21 protein-coding genes are annotated in these 18,947 nt (G+C 72.7%); 7 read left to right on the top strand and 14 right to left on the bottom strand.

Annotated elements, in window-relative coordinates:
* Positions 1 to 52: 52 nt before the first annotated feature.
* The gene (locus tag ACFYZQ_RS07000) at positions 53 to 1,648 is read right to left on the bottom strand and encodes an FAD-binding oxidoreductase (RefSeq protein ID WP_389142473.1); all 1,596 of its coding nucleotides are present in this window, start codon (positions 1,646 to 1,648) and stop codon (positions 53 to 55) included.
* A gap of 47 nt (positions 1,649 to 1,695) precedes the next feature.
* Between ACFYZQ_RS07000 and ACFYZQ_RS06995 the strand changes: the two genes are divergently transcribed.
* The 4 genes from ACFYZQ_RS06995 to ACFYZQ_RS06980 all read left to right on the top strand — a co-directional run bounded on the left by ACFYZQ_RS06995 (position 1,696) and on the right by ACFYZQ_RS06980 (position 4,389).
* On the top strand, positions 1,696 to 2,295 hold the full coding sequence (locus ACFYZQ_RS06995) for a TetR/AcrR family transcriptional regulator (RefSeq protein WP_389142471.1): 600 nt from the start codon (positions 1,696 to 1,698) through the stop codon (positions 2,293 to 2,295).
* Positions 2,292 to 3,878 (top strand): glycerol-3-phosphate dehydrogenase/oxidase, encoded by a 1,587-nt coding sequence (locus ACFYZQ_RS06990; protein ID WP_389142469.1) that lies wholly within the window; start codon positions 2,292 to 2,294, stop codon positions 3,876 to 3,878. Before ACFYZQ_RS06995 ends, ACFYZQ_RS06990 begins: the two co-directional genes overlap by 4 nt.
* 70 nt (positions 3,879 to 3,948) lie before the next feature.
* On the top strand, positions 3,949 to 4,110 hold the full coding sequence (locus tag ACFYZQ_RS06985) for a hypothetical protein (protein WP_389142467.1): 162 nt from the start codon (positions 3,949 to 3,951) through the stop codon (positions 4,108 to 4,110).
* 3 nt (positions 4,111 to 4,113) lie between these two features.
* Positions 4,114 to 4,389, top strand: coding sequence for a DUF4190 domain-containing protein (locus ACFYZQ_RS06980; protein ID WP_389142465.1), 276 nt, complete (start codon positions 4,114 to 4,116; stop codon positions 4,387 to 4,389).
* 89 nt (positions 4,390 to 4,478) lie between these two features.
* Here the strand turns inward: ACFYZQ_RS06980 and ACFYZQ_RS06975 are convergent, their stop codons facing one another.
* Complete coding sequence (locus ACFYZQ_RS06975) at positions 4,479 to 4,919, bottom strand: ATP-binding protein (protein WP_389143227.1); 441 nt, start codon at positions 4,917 to 4,919, stop codon at positions 4,479 to 4,481.
* Positions 4,920 to 5,131: 212 nt separating this feature from the next.
* On the opposite strand from ACFYZQ_RS06975, the gene ACFYZQ_RS06970 reads away from it, so the two are divergent.
* Entirely contained in the window at positions 5,132 to 5,635 is a 504-nt protein-coding gene (locus ACFYZQ_RS06970; RefSeq protein WP_389143224.1) for a MarR family winged helix-turn-helix transcriptional regulator, read from the top strand.
* Positions 5,636 to 5,879: 244 nt separating this feature from the next.
* Here the strand turns inward: ACFYZQ_RS06970 and ACFYZQ_RS06965 are convergent, their stop codons facing one another.
* The 6 genes from ACFYZQ_RS06965 to ACFYZQ_RS06940 form a co-directional block, all read right to left on the bottom strand.
* Positions 5,880 to 7,622 (bottom strand): SpoIIE family protein phosphatase, encoded by a 1,743-nt coding sequence (locus tag ACFYZQ_RS06965; RefSeq protein WP_389142463.1) that lies wholly within the window; start codon positions 7,620 to 7,622, stop codon positions 5,880 to 5,882.
* Positions 7,606 to 8,679, bottom strand: coding sequence for a SpoIIE family protein phosphatase (locus tag ACFYZQ_RS06960; protein WP_389142461.1), 1,074 nt, complete (start codon positions 8,677 to 8,679; stop codon positions 7,606 to 7,608). The genes ACFYZQ_RS06965 and ACFYZQ_RS06960 overlap by 17 nt, the downstream gene beginning before the upstream one ends.
* Positions 8,676 to 9,125, bottom strand: coding sequence for an anti-sigma regulatory factor (locus ACFYZQ_RS06955; RefSeq protein WP_389142459.1), 450 nt, complete (start codon positions 9,123 to 9,125; stop codon positions 8,676 to 8,678). Before ACFYZQ_RS06955 ends, ACFYZQ_RS06960 begins: the two co-directional genes overlap by 4 nt.
* Positions 9,122 to 9,529 (bottom strand): STAS domain-containing protein, encoded by a 408-nt coding sequence (locus ACFYZQ_RS06950; RefSeq protein ID WP_389142457.1) that lies wholly within the window; start codon positions 9,527 to 9,529, stop codon positions 9,122 to 9,124. The genes ACFYZQ_RS06955 and ACFYZQ_RS06950 overlap by 4 nt, the downstream gene beginning before the upstream one ends.
* On the bottom strand, positions 9,526 to 10,419 hold the full coding sequence (locus ACFYZQ_RS06945) for an STAS domain-containing protein (RefSeq protein ID WP_389142455.1): 894 nt from the start codon (positions 10,417 to 10,419) through the stop codon (positions 9,526 to 9,528). The genes ACFYZQ_RS06950 and ACFYZQ_RS06945 overlap by 4 nt, the downstream gene beginning before the upstream one ends.
* 156 nt (positions 10,420 to 10,575) lie before the next feature.
* Positions 10,576 to 11,736, bottom strand: a complete 1,161-nt coding sequence (locus ACFYZQ_RS06940; RefSeq protein ID WP_389142453.1) for a PP2C family protein-serine/threonine phosphatase — start codon at positions 11,734 to 11,736, stop codon at positions 10,576 to 10,578.
* A 146-nt stretch (positions 11,737 to 11,882) separates the two neighbouring features.
* Between ACFYZQ_RS06940 and ACFYZQ_RS06935 the strand changes: the two genes are divergently transcribed.
* Positions 11,883 to 12,368, top strand: a complete 486-nt coding sequence (locus tag ACFYZQ_RS06935) for a MarR family transcriptional regulator (protein ID WP_389142451.1) — start codon at positions 11,883 to 11,885, stop codon at positions 12,366 to 12,368.
* Between the two features lie 202 nt (positions 12,369 to 12,570).
* Here ACFYZQ_RS06935 and ACFYZQ_RS06930 read toward each other — a convergent pair whose 3' ends face one another.
* The 5 genes from ACFYZQ_RS06930 to ACFYZQ_RS06910 form a co-directional block, all read right to left on the bottom strand.
* Entirely contained in the window at positions 12,571 to 13,749 is a 1,179-nt protein-coding gene (locus ACFYZQ_RS06930) for a GDSL-type esterase/lipase family protein (RefSeq protein ID WP_389142449.1), read from the bottom strand.
* Between the two features lie 70 nt (positions 13,750 to 13,819).
* Positions 13,820 to 14,422 carry a TetR/AcrR family transcriptional regulator gene (locus tag ACFYZQ_RS06925; protein ID WP_389142447.1) on the bottom strand — a complete coding sequence of 201 codons (603 nt, stop codon included), beginning with the start codon at positions 14,420 to 14,422 and terminating at the stop codon, positions 13,820 to 13,822.
* 72 nt (positions 14,423 to 14,494) lie between these two features.
* Positions 14,495 to 15,082, bottom strand: a complete 588-nt coding sequence (locus tag ACFYZQ_RS06920; RefSeq protein ID WP_389142445.1) for an O-methyltransferase — start codon at positions 15,080 to 15,082, stop codon at positions 14,495 to 14,497.
* Between the two features lie 37 nt (positions 15,083 to 15,119).
* Positions 15,120 to 15,695, bottom strand: a complete 576-nt coding sequence (locus ACFYZQ_RS06915; protein ID WP_389142443.1) for an exonuclease domain-containing protein — start codon at positions 15,693 to 15,695, stop codon at positions 15,120 to 15,122.
* A 107-nt stretch (positions 15,696 to 15,802) separates the two neighbouring features.
* Positions 15,803 to 16,741 carry a GlxA family transcriptional regulator gene (locus tag ACFYZQ_RS06910; RefSeq protein WP_389142441.1) on the bottom strand — a complete coding sequence of 313 codons (939 nt, stop codon included), beginning with the start codon at positions 16,739 to 16,741 and terminating at the stop codon, positions 15,803 to 15,805.
* A 137-nt stretch (positions 16,742 to 16,878) separates the two neighbouring features.
* Here ACFYZQ_RS06910 and ACFYZQ_RS06905 point away from each other — a divergent pair, with 137 nt between their 5' ends.
* A complete protein-coding gene (locus ACFYZQ_RS06905) occupies positions 16,879 to 17,295 on the top strand; it encodes a DUF6010 family protein (protein WP_389142439.1) in 417 nt (138 codons plus the stop codon).
* Positions 17,296 to 17,302: 7 nt separating this feature from the next.
* Here ACFYZQ_RS06905 and ACFYZQ_RS06900 read toward each other — a convergent pair whose 3' ends face one another.
* On the bottom strand, positions 17,303 to 18,865 hold the full coding sequence (locus ACFYZQ_RS06900) for a hypothetical protein (protein WP_389142437.1): 1,563 nt from the start codon (positions 18,863 to 18,865) through the stop codon (positions 17,303 to 17,305).
* Positions 18,866 to 18,947 lie beyond the last annotated feature (82 nt).

Raw genomic sequence — 18,947 nt, 5'->3', positions numbered from 1 at the left:
GAGGCGGTGGTACGGGCGGGGTGTGCCGGGTCGGGAGGAGGGGGGTGGTTCGTCAGTCCGTGGGCAACAGGACGCCGGGATTGAGCAGCCGGCCGGGATCCAGACGCTGTTTGACGGCCTGCAGGGCCGCGATCCCGAGAGGGCCGGCTTCGCGGACGTACCAGTCGCGGTGGTCGGTGCCCACGCCGTGGTGGTGGCTGATGGTGCCGCCCGCGGCGAGGATCGCCTCACCCGCCGCCCGCTTGGCCGGGGCCCAGTGGGCCACCGGGTCGTCACCCTGGGCGGAGACGACGGTGAAGTACAGCGAGGCACCGTTCTCGTAGACGTGCGAGATGTGGCACATGACCAGGGGCGGGGTGCCGGCCTCCGTGAGGGAGGCGGTCAGGGCGGTGCGGACCGAGGCGTACAGCGCGGGGATCCGTGACCAGAAGGCGGCGGTCTCCAGTGTCTCAGCGAACGCCCCCGCGTCGAGCAGGGAGTCCCGCAGGTAGGGCGCCGAGTAGCGGCCGTGCGCCCAGCGCTCGCCCGGCTCCGTACCGGCGTATGTGCCGCCCGCTTCGCGCAGCACGGCGGCGGCCCGTTCGCGACGGTGGGCGGTGTCCTCCTCGGTGCCCTCGTACCCGGCGATCGCCAGGCATCCGGTGCTCCCCGGCGCGCCCTCGGCGCCGATCGCGTCGGGCTGGGCGAGACCGACCAGCGTCTCGGTCTCGTCGGACAGGCGCAGCACCGTGGGCCGCGGGCCGTCCTGGGCGAGCCGTCGCAGTGCGGCGGTGCCCTCCTCGAAGGAGGGGAAGTGCCAGCCCTCGTACCGGCGGACCTCCGGGAGGGGGCGCACCCGGACGGTGACGGAGGTGATGACGCCGAACGCGCCCTCGGAACCAAGGATCAGCTGGCGCAGGTCCGGTCCGGCGGCGGAGCGCGGGGCCCGGCCGGTCTCGAGGGTGCCCTCGGGGGTGGCGACGGTGAGGCCGAGCACCATGTCGTCGAAGCGCCCGTATCCGGCGGAGGCCTGTCCGCTGGACCGGGCGGCGGCGAATCCGCCGATGGTGGCCCACTCGTAGGACTGCGGGAAGTGCCCGAGCGTGAAGCCGTGTTCGGCGAGGAGGGCTTCGGCCCGGGGTGCGCGCAGCCCGGGTTGCAGGGTGGCCGTGCGGGAGACGGGGTCGACGTCGAGCAGCCGGTTCATGCGGCGCAGGTCCAGGGCGACGAAGGGCCCGCGGGACGCGGGGGCGAGCCCGCCGACGACGGAGGTCCCGCCGCCGAACGGGACTGCGGCGAGGCCGTGTTCGGCGCAGACACGGAGTACGGCGAGTACGGCGTCGTGAGCCGCCGGGAGAACGACGGCGGCGGGCACGTCGCTCAGGTCGCCGGCGCGGATCCGCAGCAGGTCCGGGGTGGACTTGCCGCGGGTGTGCCGGACGCGGGTCTCCGCGTCCCGTCGCACGTGCTCGTCACCGCCCACGGCTTCGGACAGCGCCCGCAGGGCGGCGGGGTCGAGTGGTGCGGCGGGGACGGCGATGTCGTCCAGCCGAAGCGGTGCGGCCGGGCGCGGCTTCACGCCCAGTAGGTCGCGCAGCAGCCCGGTCACCGTCTCGGGCAGCGGCGCCGCCTCGGCCGGGTCGCCCCAGCCACTCCACAGCATGTCCATCGCGGTCGTCCTCGTCGCTCGCTTCAGGGGGCGTTACACTGTGACACATGACGCCTATTCGTCACAACGAGCGGGACAGTGATCCGGTGCTCGACGCGGTGCGCGACTGCGTGCTGGCCGTCGGCGTCCGTCGTACGACCCTGACCGACGTGGCCCGCCGGGCAGGTGTCTCGCGGATGACGCTCTACCGGCGCTGGCCCGACGTCCGTTCCCTCGTCGGGGACCTGATGACGCGCGAGTGGGTCGGCGTGGCCACACGCGCCATGCCGGATCCCCGCCCGGACCGCTCCGCGCGCGCCCTGGTCGTCGACGGGCTGGTGGACGGGGTGGAGGCCTTCCGCGCCCACCCGCTCTTCCGGAAGATCGTCGACGTCGATCCGGAACTTCTCCTCCCGTACGTCCTCGACCGCCGCGGCGCCAGCCAGGACGCCCTGCTGGAACTGCTGGCCGGTGCCCTGCGGGACGGCCACGCCGACGGGTCGGTACGGGTGTGCCACCCGGGGCGTCAGGCACGGTCCGTGCTGCTGATCGTGCAGTCCTTCACCCTGTCGCTGCGGACCATGACCGAGGAGGACGACCCGGAGCTGACCCCCGCCGCCTTCCTCGAGGAGCTGCGGACCATCCTGGAGAGGACCCTCGCCGCATGAGCCCCACCGGCAGCTCGTCCCTGTCCGCCGCGCGCCGCTCCCGGGAACTGGCCGGCACCGTCGGCGGGCCGGTGGTGGACGTCCTGGTCGTCGGTCTCGGTGCCACCGGCGCCGGAGCCGCCCTGGACGCCGCGGCCCGTGGGCTGACGGTCGTCGCCGTCGACGCCCACGACCTGGCCTTCGGCACCTCGCGCTGGAGTTCCAAGCTCATCCACGGCGGTCTGCGCTATCTGGCCTCCGGCCAGCTGGACGTGGCCCACGAGAGCGCCGTGGAGCGGGGCGTGCTGATGCAGCGCACCGCGCCGCACCTGGTACGCGCCCAGCCGTTCGTGCTGCCGCTCACCCCGCTGGTCCCGCGCACCGGGGCCGCCCTCGCGCGGGCCGGGTTCCGGGCCGGCGACGCCCTACGGCTGGCGGCGCGCACATCCCGCGCCACCCTGCCCTCACCCCGTCGGCTGTCCGCCGAGGAGACCCTGCACCTGGCCCCGGCCCTGCGCACCGACGGGCTGCGCGGCGGCCTGCTGTCCTGGGACGGCCGGCTGACCGACGACGCCCGGCTGGTGACCGCGCTCGCCCGCACCGCCGCCGCCCGCGGCGCGCGTGTCCTGACCCGGGTCAAAGCACTGCGGCTGTCCGCCTCGGGCGCTCTCGTGCGCGACGAACTCACCGGTGAGCGGGGCGAGATCAGGGCCCGTGCGGTGATCAACGCCGCCGGAGTGTGGGCGGACGGCCTGGTCGACGGCATCCGGATCCGGCCGTCCCGGGGCACCCACCTCGTGCTCCGTGCCGAGCGGCTCGGCCCCCTGCCGGCCGGACTGCACATACCGGTCCCGGGCGAGACCAACCGCTTCGTGCTCGTCCTGCCGCAGGGGGACGGCCGGGTGTACGTCGGCCTCACCGACGAACCCGTGGAGGGTCCCGTCCCCGATGTCCCCGAGGTGCCGGAGACGGACATCGGCTTTCTGCTCGACGTGCTCGGCTCCGTCCTGGACGCCCCCGTCCACCGCGACGACGTCGTGGGTGCGTTCGCGGGACTGCGCCCCCTGCTGAACACCGCGCCGCAGCGGTCGGCAGGGGCGGTCAGGACGGCCGACATCTCCCGGCGGCACGCGGTGCTGACGTCCGCCGAGGGAGTCGTCACGGTGGTCGGAGGCAAGCTGACCACCTATCGGCGCATGGCCGAGGACGCCGTCGACGCCGCCGTCGCGGCCCGGCGTCTGCCGGCCGGCCCCTCCCCCACCGCCGCGCTCCCCCTGGTCGGTGCCGCCGCGCCGCCCCGGCTCGCCGCCCTGCCCGCGCCCCGGCGCCTGATCCGGCGCTACGGCACCGAGGCCACGGCGGTGCACGCCCTGGGCGAGAGGGACCGCCGGCTGCGTGAACCCGTCGTACCCGGCCATCCGGTCACCGGCGCCGAACTGCTGTGGGCCGTAGGGCACGAGGGCGCGCTCGACACCTCGGACCTCCTCGACCGGCGCACACGCATCGGCCTGGTCCCCGAGGACCGTGCGGCGGCGCTGCGGACCGCCCGGGAGATTCTGGACGGCGCCGGTGGGCTCCTGCGTGACGCGGCCGATCGCGGGTAACCCGCGATGTCATGAGCGCGTTGAGGAAACGTCAGTGCCTTTCCGTTCCCGTGGGCGAGGGGAGGTAGTCGTGCTGTTCCTGGTTGCCGCCCTGCTCCTGCTGGGCATCGTCGTGGGGAGCGCGGCGTACCTCCCCTGGCCCGTCACGGTCGTCCTGGGCACGGTGATCGCCGTCTGGCTGCTGGTCTTCGCGGCGCGGGAGCGTCGCCGCCGAGGGACGAGGAGGGCGTAGACGATGCGACTGATCGCACCTCCCTCCCAGCGCACGGGGCGGCGGGACACCGAGGGCATGGCCGTGGCCTCCTTCGTCCTGGGGCTCGTCGGCCTGCTCGTGCTCAACCTCGTCCTCGGCCCGATCGCCATCGTCCTGGCCGTGGTCGCACTGCGCCGCGACACCCCGCGCCGGTTCCGGGCACTGCTCGGTCTCGGCCTGGGCATCGCGGACATCGTCGTCCTCGCCGTGCTGACGGCCGTGCACGGTACGGCGTCATGGTCCTTCTGGGGTGGATGAGAACGAGCACCCCCGGCGCGACAGGTACCGGATGCGGCCCTGTCGCGCCCGAGGGCAGCACATGCGCCCTGAGTACGTCGCGGACGGCCTCAGTCGAGCAACGCGATACGCGCGGTGACGCGTTTGCCCACCGGCTCCCGCTGCGCCTCGAAGCCCTGGCAGACGGCCATCACGATCTCCAGGCCGTGCTGGCCGACCCGCCCGGGGTCGGCCGCCCGTGCGACCGGCAGTGCCGGCTCACTGTCCCATACGACGACCTCCACCAGGTCTCCCGCGATCCGCAGGTCCAGCAGCACCGGACCGGGGGCGTACTTGCGGGCGTTGGTGACCAGTTCGCTGGCCACCAGCCGGGTGAGCTCCATGGCGCGCTGCGAGACCGGCAGCCCGTGCTCGGCCTGCACCCGCTCCAGGAACCCGGCCGCCAGACGACGGGCCTGGGCGATGCAGCCGTCGTCGCCGTCCAGGGCCGCCGTGGTCCGTATCGGTTCGGCGTCCCGCACGCTGTCTTCGCCCTGGGTGGCCGGTTCCACCCCGCCTTCCTCCACCGCACTTCTCACGCCCGGCGCATACCCCGGTATCCGTCGCGCACGCCCCCTCGTTCGATGTCGGTTGCGTCACACCCGTGGCCACCGTGGGGACGGGTTTCGGTCCGGACAACGGCGGCTTGCCCCGCGGCTTGTCGGGTACAGCGAGGGAATGAGGTAACCCGTACGGCGCGGAGCTGATGGAAAGTGATGTGTTCGTGACCCGTCTCGGCCGGTCCGGTGAGGAGCGAGCGGAGGGAGCGGGCGATGGCCCGGAGGCCGTCGCCCTGGAGATCGCCGACGCCGTGGAGAACCTGACGACACTGTGGTCACTGGCCGCGCAGGAGGCGGTGCTGCGCCTGTCCCTGCACCAGTTGCGGGCGCTACGGGCCCTGGAGGCGGCGCCGGGTGTGAATCTGACCGCTCTGGCCCAGCAACTGGACATAGGGCTGCCGACCGCCAGCCGGCTGTGCGACCGGCTGGAGGCGGCAGGGCTGCTGGAGCGCGCCCTGCATCCGCGCAAACGACGCGAGGTGCAGTTGTGGCTGACCGCGCACGGACGGCGCGTACTGGGCGATGTCGCGGCACGCCGCAACCAGGCCCTGACGACGGCCCTGGCGGCCATGCGCCCCGCGGAGCGCTCGGCACTGAGCCGTGGCCTGCGGGCCTTCCTCGCAACCCGGGACGACGGGCCTCCCGGTCAGGACGAGCCCGAGCCTTGAACGGTGCCGCCTGGGCCCCTTGCGGTACTCAGACGTGCCGCATCCAGGTATTGGGCTCCACATACGTTCCCTGATCAGCGATCGTGCCGGTCATGGTCTGCGACTCGGGAGCCGCCGCGAGGACAGTGGCCTGTGCTCCGGGGAGCCCTCGCTGAAGAGCTCCCACATCTGCTCAAGGGGCCACGTCCGGGCGTCTGTTCGCTCTACCGTGAATGTCACCGCCCCGTTTATGGCGCACGCCCCGTCATCGGCAGGACTGGGCCGTCTCCGGCCCGGTGCGGCACAGCAGGAGGCAGATGTCGTCGTCGCGTTCGGAGTCGTGCAGCATGGGCTTGAGCAGCGAGTCGGCACTGGCGTCGAGGTCCTCGAGTTCCGCCGGGCTCAGTGCGGCCAGGGCATGGGCGAGACGGTCGATGCCTGGATCGATGCCGTGCGCTCGGCGCTCCACCAGTCCGTCGGTGTAGAGGGCGACGGTGGAACCGGGCTGGATCCGGACGACGTGGTCCTCGTACTCGTAGGCGAGGGGCACCCCCAGCATGATGCCCGGCTTGGTGTCCAGTATCCGCACCTCGCCCTCGGGCGAGCGCACCACGGCGGGCGGGTGCCCGGCGGCCGCCCAGACGACCTCCGTCTCGCCGGGCCGGAAGCGGGCGATGACGGCGGTGGCGTAGAGCTCGGGCTGCTGGTGGCGGAGCATGTGGTGCAGCCGGGTCAGGATCCGGGCCGGGCTGTCGCCCTCGACCGCGTAGGCGCGCAGCGCGGTGCGCAGTTGCCCCATGATCACGGCGGCGCGCAGTCCGTGCCCGGTGACGTCCCCTATGACCGCGAGCACGCTGCCGTCGGGCTGTGGGAAGGCGTCGTACCAGTCGCCGCCGATGTTCAGGCCGTGGGTGGCGGGCAGGTAGCGTGCGGCCAGGGACATCCCCTGGCAGGCGGGGAGTTCGGTGAGCTGGGCGCGCTGCAGGGCCTCGGCGGTGTCCCGGTGCTGTTCGTAGCGGCGGGCGTTGTCCAGGGCGATGGCCAGGCGCCGGGCCAGTTCCAGGAGCATGACACCGGTGTCCGGGTCGAAGCGCGGGCCGGGCGCGGTCAGTGTCAGCACGCCGAGGACACCGCGTGCCGTGAGCGGGACGCACAGCAGCGGCCGGGTCGGGGACAGCACGGACGGCGGATGGTCCTCGACGCCGGGGAGGCCGCCCGGGTGATCGGCGGCATGCTGGGGCCGGCCGGTGCGGGCGGCGGTGACGGCGGCGGCCGGCCGCTCGCCGTGGTGCGGCACCTCCTCCTCGTCGAAGAGCCAGATGTCGACGTGGTCGGCGTAGTCGGGGACGAGGAGCCGGGGCAGCCGGCGCAGGATGTCCTCGTGGTCGAGCGAGGTGGTCACGACGGCGCTGGCGGTGGTCAGGAAGGTGAGCAGGCGCCGCGCGTTCTCCGCCTCGGTCCGCGCCACCCGTTCGGCGTCCAGGAGTTCGCGCTGGGCACGGGAGGCGGCGTCGAGTTCGGCGTGGAGGGCCAGGACGCCCTGGTTCGTCTGGTGGAGTTCCTCACGGTGGAAGCGGACCAGTTCCTCCAGTTCGTCGAGCCGGTCGAGAGCGGCCGCGGTTTCCTCGTCCGCGGCCAGGAGGCCTTCGGCGAGCTCCGTACCGTCGACGTCGGCCAGGTGACCGGTCCCGGTCTGCTCCACGGGACGGGGGCAGGTCAGCGTGAACTGCCAGGGCGGGCCCGCGTCCGCGAGCGGGCCGGCCGGCCGCACGTCGACCCGTACCCGCCGGTCCGTGTCCGGGGTGGGCTGCTCGGTGGTGACGACGACGTCCGCGCCACCGAACGGCTGCGCCAGGCACTGCCGCAGCCGTTCGGTGAGGGCCGTCAGGAAGCGTGCGCGTTCCAGGACGGGCGCGCCGGCGGCCGCCGCGAGACGTGCGGCGGCGGTGCGGGCACGGGCCGCGTCGGACACGGAGGTGATGTGCCAGACATCAGATGCTGTGGTCATGGGTGCCGGTCCGGCGGTCGGGGGCGAGTACGGCCACGCTGGTGTCGTCGCGTACGGGTCGGGCGGGGCTGCTGGCGTCCCGCAGGACGACCGCGGCGACCACCGCCGGATCGTGGCGAAGCAGCCGGGTGTCGTCGGGTGGTGACCAGCGACTCGGCAGTCCGTCGCTGTGCAGGACGAGCAGACTGTCCCCGGTCCACGGCACCCGCCGCAGCGGAACACCCGCCGGGAAGTGGGCGCCGACGATGCCGGGATGGGAGACGAGCGCCTGCCAGGTGCCGGCGTGGTGCAGCCGGGCACCGATGTTGCCGACGCCGGCGAAGCTGAGTTCCCCGGTGTCCTCGTCCAGTTGGGCCACCGCGACGGCCGCTCCCCGCGTGGGCCGCAGCGCCGTGTGCAGGTGCCGCAGGAGCTCCACGGGGGCCAGGTGCCCCCTGCGGCGCAGTTCGCCGACCGCCGCGCCCGACGCCGCGGCGGCCTTGGTGCCGTGGCCGAGGCCGTCGGCCAGCATCAGGGTCGTACGGGATCCCGAGCGCGCCCAGCTCCAGGCGTCCCCGGAGTGCTCGGCACGGGCGAGGGACATGTTGACGCCTCCGGCGCGGACCCGGGGTGCGGTTTCCGTCCGGCGCTCCGCGGACCGCTGGTCGATGCGGGCCGCCACCACCGTCCCCCGGCCGCGTGCGCTGAACAGGCCGAAGTCGCTGGACATGCGCAGGCAGGTGCCGAGGCCCGCGCCGAGGGAGGTGTTGACGGTGGTGTAGCCGTCACGCAGGGCGGCCCCGACGTCTGCGATACCGGGGCCGTGGTCGAGGGCGAAGAGCTGCACCGACGGCCCGCGGGCGGCCTCGTCGGCGGGCGGCGGCTCGACGATGTTGATCAGTATCCGGCCGCCGCCCGCGTGTTTGAGCAGATTGGTGGCCAGCTCCGTGGCGGCAAGGGCCGCGACCGCCGTACGGTGCGCGTCCAGGCCGGCGTACGCGCCGGCCTCCTCGGCCGCCACCCGGACGTCGCGGACCCGGGTGGAGTCCTGCACCGGGATGTCCCAGACCCGGCTCATGCCGGCTCCGAACGGGAGGCCGGTACGCCGGCGACCCAGGCGACGACGGTGACGGTGGTACCCCGGCCGGGCTCGGTGTCGACGGCGAACTCGTGCACCAGCCGCTTGGCCCCGCTCAGGCCGAGGCCCAGGCCGCCGCCGGAGGTGTAGCCGTCCGTCATCGCCTGTTCGAGGTCCCGGATGCCGGGGCCGTCGTCGGTGAAGGACAGCTTGAGACCCCGTGTGCGTCCGTTGTCCAGGGGCGTGATCTCCGCGTGTCCCCCGCCGCCGTGCACGAGGGTGTTGCGCGCCAGTTCGCTGGCGGCGGTGACCAGTTTCGTCTGCTGCACCAGCCCGAAACCGAGGTCGGCCGCCGTCTGGCGCACCTGCTGCCGCACCCAGGCCAGATCCGCGTCCGACCGGATGGGCAGTGTCGTCGCCGCAGCGGGGCGGGAGGCCGGCGTCACGTGCCTCCCTTCCTTCCGCCGGCGGAAGCCGTCGGTACGGGCTGCCCGAGCAGCTCCATCGCGCGTTCGACATCGAGGGTGGTGGTCAGTCCGGGCAGGGTGAGCCCCAGTTCGACCAGCGTGATCGCCACGGCGGGCCGCATCCCGGCCAGCACCGTGCGGGCGGCCAGCAGCCGGGTGCTGGCCGCGATCTCGGCGAAGATCCGGCCGAGGAAGGAGTCGACCATGTCCACACCGGAGACGTCGATCACCACACCGGTCACCCTGCTGTGGGCGATGCGCTGGGTGATGTCCTGCTGGAGCTGCTCGGCCATCCCGTCGTGCAGCTCGCCCTGGACGGTGACCAGCAGGACGTCTCCCAGTGTCAGCACCGGGACCGCGGGACCGAGGTAGCCACCGCTCACCGCGGGCTCACTCCGGCGCCCGCGCTCGGGGACACCTGGATGCCCTGCTGGCTCAGCGCGTACGCCAGGGCGTCGGCCAGTGAAGCCCGGGTGAGCACCGAACCCAGGTCGATGCCGAGGTGCACGATGGTCTGCGCGATCGCGGGGCGGATGCCGGAGACGATGCACTCGGCGCCCATCAGCCGGGCCGCGGCCACCGTCTTCATCAGGTGCTGGGCGACGAGCGAGTCGACGGTGGAGACACCGGTGATGTCGAGGATGGCGTACCGGGCGCGCTGGTCGACGATCGCCTCCAGCAGGCTCTCCATGACCACCTGGCTGCGGGCGCTGTCCAAGGTGCCTATCAGCGGGACGGCGACGACGCCCTCCCACAGGTTGATCACCGGGGTGGCCACCTCGAGCAGCTGCTGCCGCTGGCGCGAGATCACTTCCTCGCCCTCGGTGAGGGCGGTCTCCATCACGACCAGGCGCAGGGTGTCCAGGAGCACGGTCAGCGCCAGCACGCTCTCGGTGCTCTCCGGGCCGGGCGGGTCGGGGAACTCACCGCGCAGCAGCTCGACGGCCGGCGGGCGCAGTCCGGCGACCTCGCCGGCGATCTGGGCCGGGCTGTATCCCGTGCGGGTCAAGGACGCGGACATACGGCCGAGCTGGTCGCGCACGACCTCGAAGCCGGAGGCCTCGATGTCCTCCAGCCTTCCCGAGTACGCCACCTGGGTCAGGGCTTCCACCACGACCCTGCACGCCTCCACCGCCTCGTCCCGGGACACGGTGAAGACCGCCCGGAACAGGGTGGCGTCCGCCCAGCGCTGAGCGATCTGCTCACGGCGCCGCTCCAGGAAGTCGCCCACCTGGCGGGCCGCCGGCTCGTCCGCCGCATGCTGGTCCGACACTTACATCGTCTCCCTACTGCACAGGCCCGGTGCCTGCCGGTCGTCGTCGGCCGATCCGGCCGATCATTGCCGTATGACAAACATTAGCGCTGCCCGTACGGCGCGAACAACACGTGCTCGCCTCCGCTGGGCAGCACTCTCTTCTTGCTCTGCCCCTCAGCGCCCCCGCCAGTCCAGACAGACCACCAAAGCGTCATCGCGTGGCAGCGTACGACCGCGGTGACCCGACAGTTCCCGCAGGAGGGCGCGCGGCACCTCGGCGGCGGGCAGCAGCCGGGTCGAGGTGATCGCCCGCGCCAGGGCGGCGTCCCCATAGGTCTCTCCACCCGGGGACGCGACCTCGTGGACGCCGTCGCTGACGAACACGAGCCGGTCGCCGGGCTCGACCCGGAACTCCTGTGCGACGTAGTCGGTCTCCTCGAACATACCCAGCGGCAGCTGCGCCTCGAGCGGGATCCTCTCCACAGTGCCATCCCTCAGGCGCAGCATCTGCGGGGACCCCGCGTCGACCACCCGGGCGCGTCCCGTGGCGAGTTCGAAGTCGAGCATGAGCACGGACAGGTAGCAGCGGCCACGGTAATGGGCGTAGACGGCCTGGTCGGCGAGGGCCGCCTGGTCGGCGATCGGGATGCCGGCGCGCCGTGCGTTGCGCAGGGCGTTGATGGCCAGGCTCGTCAGCAGGGAGGCCTCTATGCCCTCCCCCATGCCGTTCGTGACATACAGCATGAGGTGGTCCGCCGAGGCCGACCAGTCGAAGTTGTCGCCGAAGATGGCGTAGGCGGGTTCCAGTTGGGCGCCGAGTTCGTACTCGGGGCGTGCGCAGGAGCGGCCCGGCAGCAGGTGCCACTGCATCTCGGCGGCCAGGGTGAGCCGGTCCTTGCGCCGTGCCTGCATGTAGAGGTCGGTGTCCCGTTCGGCCACGACCAGCTCGTGGCCGAGCACCTCCGCGACGTCCGTCAGCTCGCCCAGGCAGTCGCGTGCCCGCTCCTCGTCCGGCAGGGTCACCGAAAGCACACCCAGCCGGTCGCCGCGCACGGTGACCGGCAGGTGTACGCGTACCCGGCCGTCCTGGACGGCTTCCACGTACGGCTCCTGGGCGCCGAAGGCGCGGCCGGCCGGGCTGTTGTGCACCGAGACCGGCTCGAGGGTGTACGGCAGCTCGGAGACCGGCTGCAGTACGGACAGGCCGTAGTCGGCCATGAACAGTTCGACGGACTCCGCCGCGTACTGGTCCGCCAGTACGCGGCGGGCGGCGTCCGGCAGGGCGTGGGGCGCCGCTCTGCGCAGAGCGCGCTCGGCGGCCACAAATCTGTTCACGATGGTAAACGCACCAATCCTTCACTGAACGACTACAGGTCTCGTTCCCCGTAGAAGGCCGTTCAGTTCCACCAGATGGCGGCTCGGGCCTCTCCCGGCCGGGCGGGCCCTAGTACGCTGGCGGCCGTCCCAGTGTCTGCGAGAGTGTGACAGTGACTACCTTCCGCCCCCGCCCGGAGCCCGCCGAGGTCGCACGAGTGACCGCGACGGCCGCGGAACTGCTGGAAGTGCTGTGGGGCCGGGCGTCGACCGCTCCCGCGTCGGCCTCGCAACTGCGGGTCCTGCTCATCCTGGAGCACCATGAGGGCATCAACCTGCGCTCGCTCGCGGACTCCCTGGCCTCCACACCGCCCTCGACCAGCCGGCTGTGCGACCGGCTGCAGGCCGCCGGCTTCGTCCGGCGTGCGGTGAGCCCGGTCGACCGGCGCGAGGTGCGCCTGTATCTCAGCAGCCGGGGCCGCGCCTTCCTGACCGATCTGCGGACACGGCGGGAGATCACACTCGAGGCCGTGCTGGATCTCATGCCCGCCGCCAAACGCACCGCGCTCCTGGAAGGGCTGGAGGCGTTCTGCGACGCGGCCGCCGCGCAGATACACGACGCCGCGCAGGACCCTGACAGCCGGACCGCCTGAGCCGCGGGCCGCGGCACCGGACACGGAGCCGGCGTGAGCCGACCGGAACATTCCAGATCCTTCCCCGTGCACGTCCGACACGGTTACTTTGTTGCCTCCCGAGCATAGTTGTCAAATGGCAACTTTCCGCGGGATACCTGTCCACGACTCAGGTACCCCGGCTGACGGCCGCCTGCCGCGAGTGTGGCCAACGTCTCGGGCGTCATCGGTCGCCGAAGGCCCCGCCGTGCGTGAGGACCAGCTCGGCGAAGCGTTCGCCGATGCGGCGGTGGGTGGCGGCGTCCGGGTGGATGTCGTCGGGCAGCGGCAGCTCGGCGGAGTCGGCCTCGCCGTAGAGCCGGCGGCCGTCGAGGTGATGCAGGTTCGGATCGTCGGCCGCCCGCTGCGAGACGATCCGGGCGAGCTCGTCCCGGACGACGCGCAGGGTCAGTTTTCCGGCGGCCCGTTCCGCCGGGTCACCCGCGGCCCGGAACCGCAGCTGTCCGGTGCCGAGGGAGCCGGGGTCGGGCAGGCTGGGGCCGGGGGTGTCCTCGTGGATGGGGCACAGCAAGGGCGACACCACCAGGAGCGGTGTGTCCGGATGGCCTTCGCGGATGGTGTCCAGGAAGCCGTGGACGGCGGGGCCGAAGGCGCGCAGCCGCATCAGGTCGGTGTTGACCAGATTGATGCCGATCTTGACGCTGATCAGGTCGGCGGGGGTGTCGCGCAGGGCGCGGGCGGTGAACGGGTCGAGCAGGGCACTGCCGCCGAGGCCCAGGTTGATCAGCTCGACTCCGCCCAGGGAAGCGGCCAGCGCGGGCCAGGTGGTGGTGGGGCTCTCGGCGTCGGAGCCGTGGCTGATCGAGCTGCCGTGGTGCAGCCACACCCTGCGGTCCGGGTCGGGCGCGGGCTCGACGGGCGCGTCGGTGCGCAGGGCGACGAGTTCGGTGGTCTCGTTGTGCGGGAGCCAGATCTCGATGTCCTTCACCCCGTCGGGCAGGTCGGTGAAGCGGAGGGTGCCGACGGGGCCGGGCCGCCGCTCGGTGGTCCAGGTGGCCATGTCGATGGTGACGGTGTTGCCGCCCGGTACGCTGCCCCGGCCGGCCGGTCGGCCGTTCACGAGGAGGTCGTACACGCCGTCCGGACGGGGTGGGGCGCCGGTGTAGACCCGTTTGGTCGGCAGCGTGTCCAGTTCCACGACGGTGGCCCGGGTGCGGAAGACCACGCGCACCCCGGAGGGCTGGGCCTCGGCCATGACCAGCTGCGGGTCGGCGCACTGGGCGCGCGCCCGGGCGGGCAGCCGGTGGGGCAGCACGCCGTGCTCGGTGCGCTCCACGTCGAGGGCGCCGCGCAGGAGGCCGGCGGTGACGGGTGTGGTGATCCAGTGGTCCTGGGTGGGCATCGCGTCAGCCTGTTCCGGTCGGGAGGTCCCTGGTCGGGGATCTGGTCGGGGGATCTGGCCAGTGGGCCGGTCAGTGGATCTGATTCGGGGTCTGGTCCGGGGTCTGGTTCGCGGGCCAGTTCCGCAGCAGGGCGTCGAGGGCGTCCAGGATCCGGGTCCAGCTCTCCTGTGAGTCGGGGGCGCTGTGACTGAACCCGCCGCCCAGCTCCAGGCTGACGTAGCCGTGGAAGACGCTGCCCAGCAGCCGGACCGCGTGCGTCTGGTCGGGTTCCGTCAGGTCGTAGCCCCGCAGGATCGCCCGCGTCATCCCGGCATGCCGGGCGCCCGCACTGGCGGCCGCTGTCGCCGGGTCGAGCCTCAGCCGGGCCGCGGCGTACCGGCCCGGGTGCTCCCGGGCGTAGTCGCGGTACACGTTCGCCAGAGCGGCCAGGGCATCCTTGCCGGCCCGGCCGGCCAGCGCGGTGGCGCCCCGGTCGGCGAGCTCTTCCAGGGCGAGCAGGGCGATCCGGGTCTTGAGGTCCTGGGAGTTCTTCACGTGCGAGTACAGGCTCGCCACCTTGACGTCGAACCGCCGGGCGAGCGCGGAGACGGTCACCTGGTCGAAGCCGACCTCGTCGGCGAGTTCCGCGCCCGCTCGGGCGAGACGGTCCGGGGTCAGTCCTGCACGCGCCACGTCCGGCGTCCTCTCGCTCGACTGAGCCGATTGTGCAGTTGCCTAAACCCTTTAGGCAAATCCCCTATGGGATTAGCCGCATCTGACCGCCGTGAGCACCCCGTCCCCCACCTCGTGCAGTTGGACGGCGAAGGCCCCGTCCCGCCGTACCAGCTCGTCGAACGCGGTGAGCTGCTCGCGGTGGCTCACCGCGTTGTCGACCGCCACGAGCCCGTACGGCGTCAGCACCCGCCGCAGTTGCGGCCAGTACTCCACGTAGGCGGGTCGTTCGGCGTCGAGGACGACGACGTCGAACGACGCGTCCGGGGCCGCGGCCAGGACCTCGCCGCCGTCCCCGTGCACGACGTCCGCGCGGTCCGCGAGTCCGGCGCGTACGAGGTTGCGCCGCGCCGTCGCCGCCCGCTCCCCGTCGATCTCGACCGTGGTCAGCCTCCCGCCGGTGTCACGCAGCGCGTCGGCGAACCAGATCGCGGAGTACCCGTTGGACGTGCCGATCTCCAGCACGCGTCCGCTGCGCTGCACACGGATCAGCAGGGCGACCAGCCGGGCCGCCTCGGGGGTCATGTTGCGCAGCCGCAGCAGCCGGTCGGCCAGCGGTTCGTCGTGCGCACGGCCCTGCGCGTGCAGGTCGCCCAGGAGTCGGGTCAGGTCATGGTCCACGAGGGCTCCTCCACGAGAGATCGGCTGCGAAGAGTGGTCACCGGACCTCGCCGGGATCCGGCCAGGCGCCACGCCGGACGAGGCCGAGGACCAGGGCCGCGATGTTCCAGGCGTCGTCCTCGCCCCGGTGGTGGCGGCCTTCCAGCGGCAGTCCCGCCACCCGCAGGGCCTCGGCCATGCCGGGGCGCCTCGGCAGTCCGTGCGCGGCGGTGAAGACCTCCTTGGCGTTGACGTGCCGCCGTCCGAAGGGGTACGTCACTCCGGTCGCCCGGCACTGCCGCTCGAACTGGCGGCGGTCGTACTCGCCCCAGCTCGTCCAGGGGCGCGATCCGGAGCGGTGTGCGGTGGCCAGCAGCCGGCACGCCTCGGCGAAGGACAGTCCCTGCTCCACCTCGGCCTGCGTCAGCCCGGTCAGCTCGGTGCAGAAGGCGCTGACGGTGGAGCGTGCGGGCCGTACCAGGACGCGGTGCCGTCCGGTGCGCTCACCGGTCGCCGGATCGACGACGGTCAGCCCGATCTCGATGATCTCGCTGACCGCCCCGGCCGGCGGCCGGCCCGCCCAGCAGGTCGCCTCCACGTCGACGACGTTCCACAGCGTCTCCCCCTGATCCATGCCGCCGAGCCTAGGCGGGCGACGCCACACCCATCACCGCACTTTCGAAGGGAGTTGCTGAGGCAGCACACCTCGCCGCACCACCGGTGCGTGGGCCGCTGCCGACATCAGCTGAAGCTGCGGCGGTAGGCGTGCGGGCTGACGCCGGTGGTGCGTTTGAAACGGTCGCGGAAGGCGGTGGGCGAGCCGAACCCGACCTGCCCGGCGATGCGTTCGACCGGGTGCTGCGTGGTCTCCAGGAGGTGCTGGGCCTGGCGGATCCGGGCGCGGTGCAGCCACTGCAGCGGGGTGGTGCCCGTCTGCTCGCGGAAGCGGCGGATGAGGGTCCGGGTGCTGGTTCCGGCGTGGGCGGCGATGTCGGCGAGGGAGAGTTCGCGTCCGAGGTTGTCCCGCAACCAGGTGAGCACGGGTTCCAGTGCGGAGCCCTGAGGGGCCGGCGTGTGGTCATGGACGATGAACTGCGCCTGGCCGCCCTCGCGTTCGAGGGGCATCACGGACAGCCGGGCCGCGTCGGCGGCGACGGCCGAGCCGTGGTCGCGGCGGATCATGTGCAGGCACAGGTCCAGTCCCGCGGCGGCGCCGGCCGAGGTGAGGATCTGACCGTTGTCGACGTACAGGACGCCCGGGTCGACCTCGATCTCCGGGTGGAGGGCGGCCAGCAGATCGGCCGCGGCCCAGTGGGTGGTGGCCCGCAGGCCGTCGAGGAGGCCGGTGGCCGCCAGCGGGAAGGTTCCCGAGCAGATGGAGGCGATGCGCGTGCCGTCCCCGGCCGCCGTCCGCAGGGCGTCACGGACTGCGGACGGCAGCGGGGCCTCGGGGGCGGCGGTTCCGGGCACGATGATCGTGTCCGCTCCAATCAGCCCGTCCAGGCCCCAGGGTGCGCGCAGCACGAAGGACCCGGTGTCGATCTCCGGTCGTTCGGCGCACACCCGGACCCGGTAGGCGGGGCGCCCGCCCGGGAGCCGGGTGCGGGTGAAGACCTCGATCGGGGTGGAGAGGTCGAACGGGATCACCTGGTCCAGTGCGAGAACGGCGACGGTGTGCATAGCCAGAACCTACCTGTCACTATCCCGTTGGAAGGTGTCGTCAATGCCACTGGGGCGACGGGCCGGCGGCTGGTTGGCTTCAGGGCGTCCCGCGGCCCGGACACGACCCGACGGCACCCTGAGAAAGCGAAGCAGTCATGAGCTACGTCTCCCCGATCCTGATCGGCATCGTCTACGTCCTGTTGATGTCACTGGTCCGCGACGACGACCGGCGACGCCGCCTCAACGCGCTCATGGTGGGGGGCGCCTCGGCCGCCTACCTCAGCGGTGGCGGCCTCGGGGCCTGGGAGTTCGCCTTCACCGCCGTGGCCACCTACGTCGCCTACCGGGGGCTCGAGTCCTGGACGTTCATCGGAATCGCCTGGCTCCTGCACACCGCGTGGGACCTGGTCCACCACCTCAAGGGCAACCCGATCGTGCCCTTCGAGCACGGCTCCTCCATGGGCTGCGCCATCTGCGACCCCGTCATCGCGCTGTGGTGCCTGCGGGGCGGTCCCCGTGTCACGCTGCCCTGGCGGACGGCGCGGACGCGGGAACCGGTCGCTCCTCGGTAGCCGCCCCTCAGTAGCCGCTCCCCAAGGTCTGTGTCGTGTAGGCGCATTCGGTGTAGATGTAGCCGGAGCGGAGCTTGGCGGTGTCCGAACCGGGCGTCGCGGTGCTGTCGCCGTGCGGCTTGTGCACGAAGTACGTGGTGCCGACCGGGAGACTGATGGTGCGCTGCGGATAGTTCTTGCCGCCGTGGCAGGGCTTGAAGCCGACCAGGAGCGTGTCGGCGAGGGTGTACGTCCTGCAGCTGCCGCAGCCCTTGAGGGTGAAGCTGCCGGTGACCGGCCCGGTGTAGAGGACGGTGACGTCGTCCGGGCTGTCGTTCTTCACCGTGACGGAGATGCTGCCGCCGGAGGCGGTGGTGGGCAGCTTCTTCCCGGCGGCCGGGAGCGTCTGGGCGACCTCCGCGGCGATGGACGTCTTCTTCGCGCGGTCACGGTTGCCGCTGTGCTTGTTGTCGGCGAGGAACTGGTCCATGGTCTTCTGCGCCGCTGCGAAGTCGCCGTCCTTGTACTGGTCGACGCCGCAGGCGTACTCCCCCGCGTCGCCGCTCCTGTCGGCCCGGCCGGCGGCCTTCCCGAGGTCGCCGGCCGCGTCGGGGGCCGCCCCCGACAGCTCCGTGATACGGGTGTTGAGACTGCGCAACTGCTCGACGGCCGCGCAGGGTTCGCCACCGCCGACCGCCTTCTCCGCTTTCTTCACCGCGGAGTCGACGGCGGGTACGACCTCCCCGGCCGGCGCGGACTGCGGGAACGTGTCCAGCAGGTCGCCGAACTTCGTGACCCAGTCCGCCTCGCCGTTCGCCAGACTGCTCGCACCGCACTCGTACAGCGAGGTGGCCAGCCGGTCGTCGGGCCACCGCGTGAGCGAGCCGAGCTGCTTCCTCGGCATGGTGCGGGGCACCGTACGCAGGTACTTCAACGGATCGATCGCGGCGCAGTAGTCCTTGTGACCGTAGGCCGCGCCGACCGTCTCGTAGTACGTCCTCATCCGGTCGGGCACCTGCTCGGCCGCGCGGGAGCCGGAGTGCTCGACCGCGAGGTCCCGGTAGACGTCCAGGGCGGTCCCGTAGTCGGACCTGGCCTCGGCGAACGTGTGCCGGCTGCCCGCCGTCACCAGGTGGTCGGCCCGCTCGAGGCGGTCGAGGAGCGACCGCTCCACGGCTTCGTCGTGCGCGTTGCCGTACCCGAGAGCGGCACCGGCCGGTACGGCGAGGAGCAGCACGCCCAGCAGCAGCGCGAGGGGGGCCCGGCCCGGCCACGACAGCCGGGTGCGCAGCCCGGCGATCGCACCGTGCACGGCCGCCAGCAGCAGGAACACGGCGTAACCGGCGAGCGCCGCCCCCGGGACGCCGTCGGCGTCCGCCGGCAGTGCCACGAGCAGCAGCACGACGGTCGCCACCCAGCACGCGGCCATCAGGACCCATCTTCGGACAAGCGCGTAACCGAGGCCGAGGCCGCTGAGGTTGAGAAGGGCGACCGCGGCAGCCCGCAGGCCGTCCGGCGGTGCCGGCGGTGGGCTCGACGGCATGGGCGGCACGTTGAACTGCTGGTACGGACCGTACGGATTCCCGGACATGGTGGCTCCCCCCGATGAACTGTGCCCGCAGACGCGCGGGTTGGCAGTGTACGGCCCGGGACGCGAACCCGACAGAGGGGTC

This window comes from Streptomyces sp. NPDC001843 (assembly GCF_042891955.1).
Lineage (GTDB): Bacteria > Actinomycetota > Actinomycetes > Streptomycetales > Streptomycetaceae > Streptomyces.
Note: the sequence above shows the minus strand (reverse complement) of the source record. Positions and strands in the feature narration are given on the sequence as shown.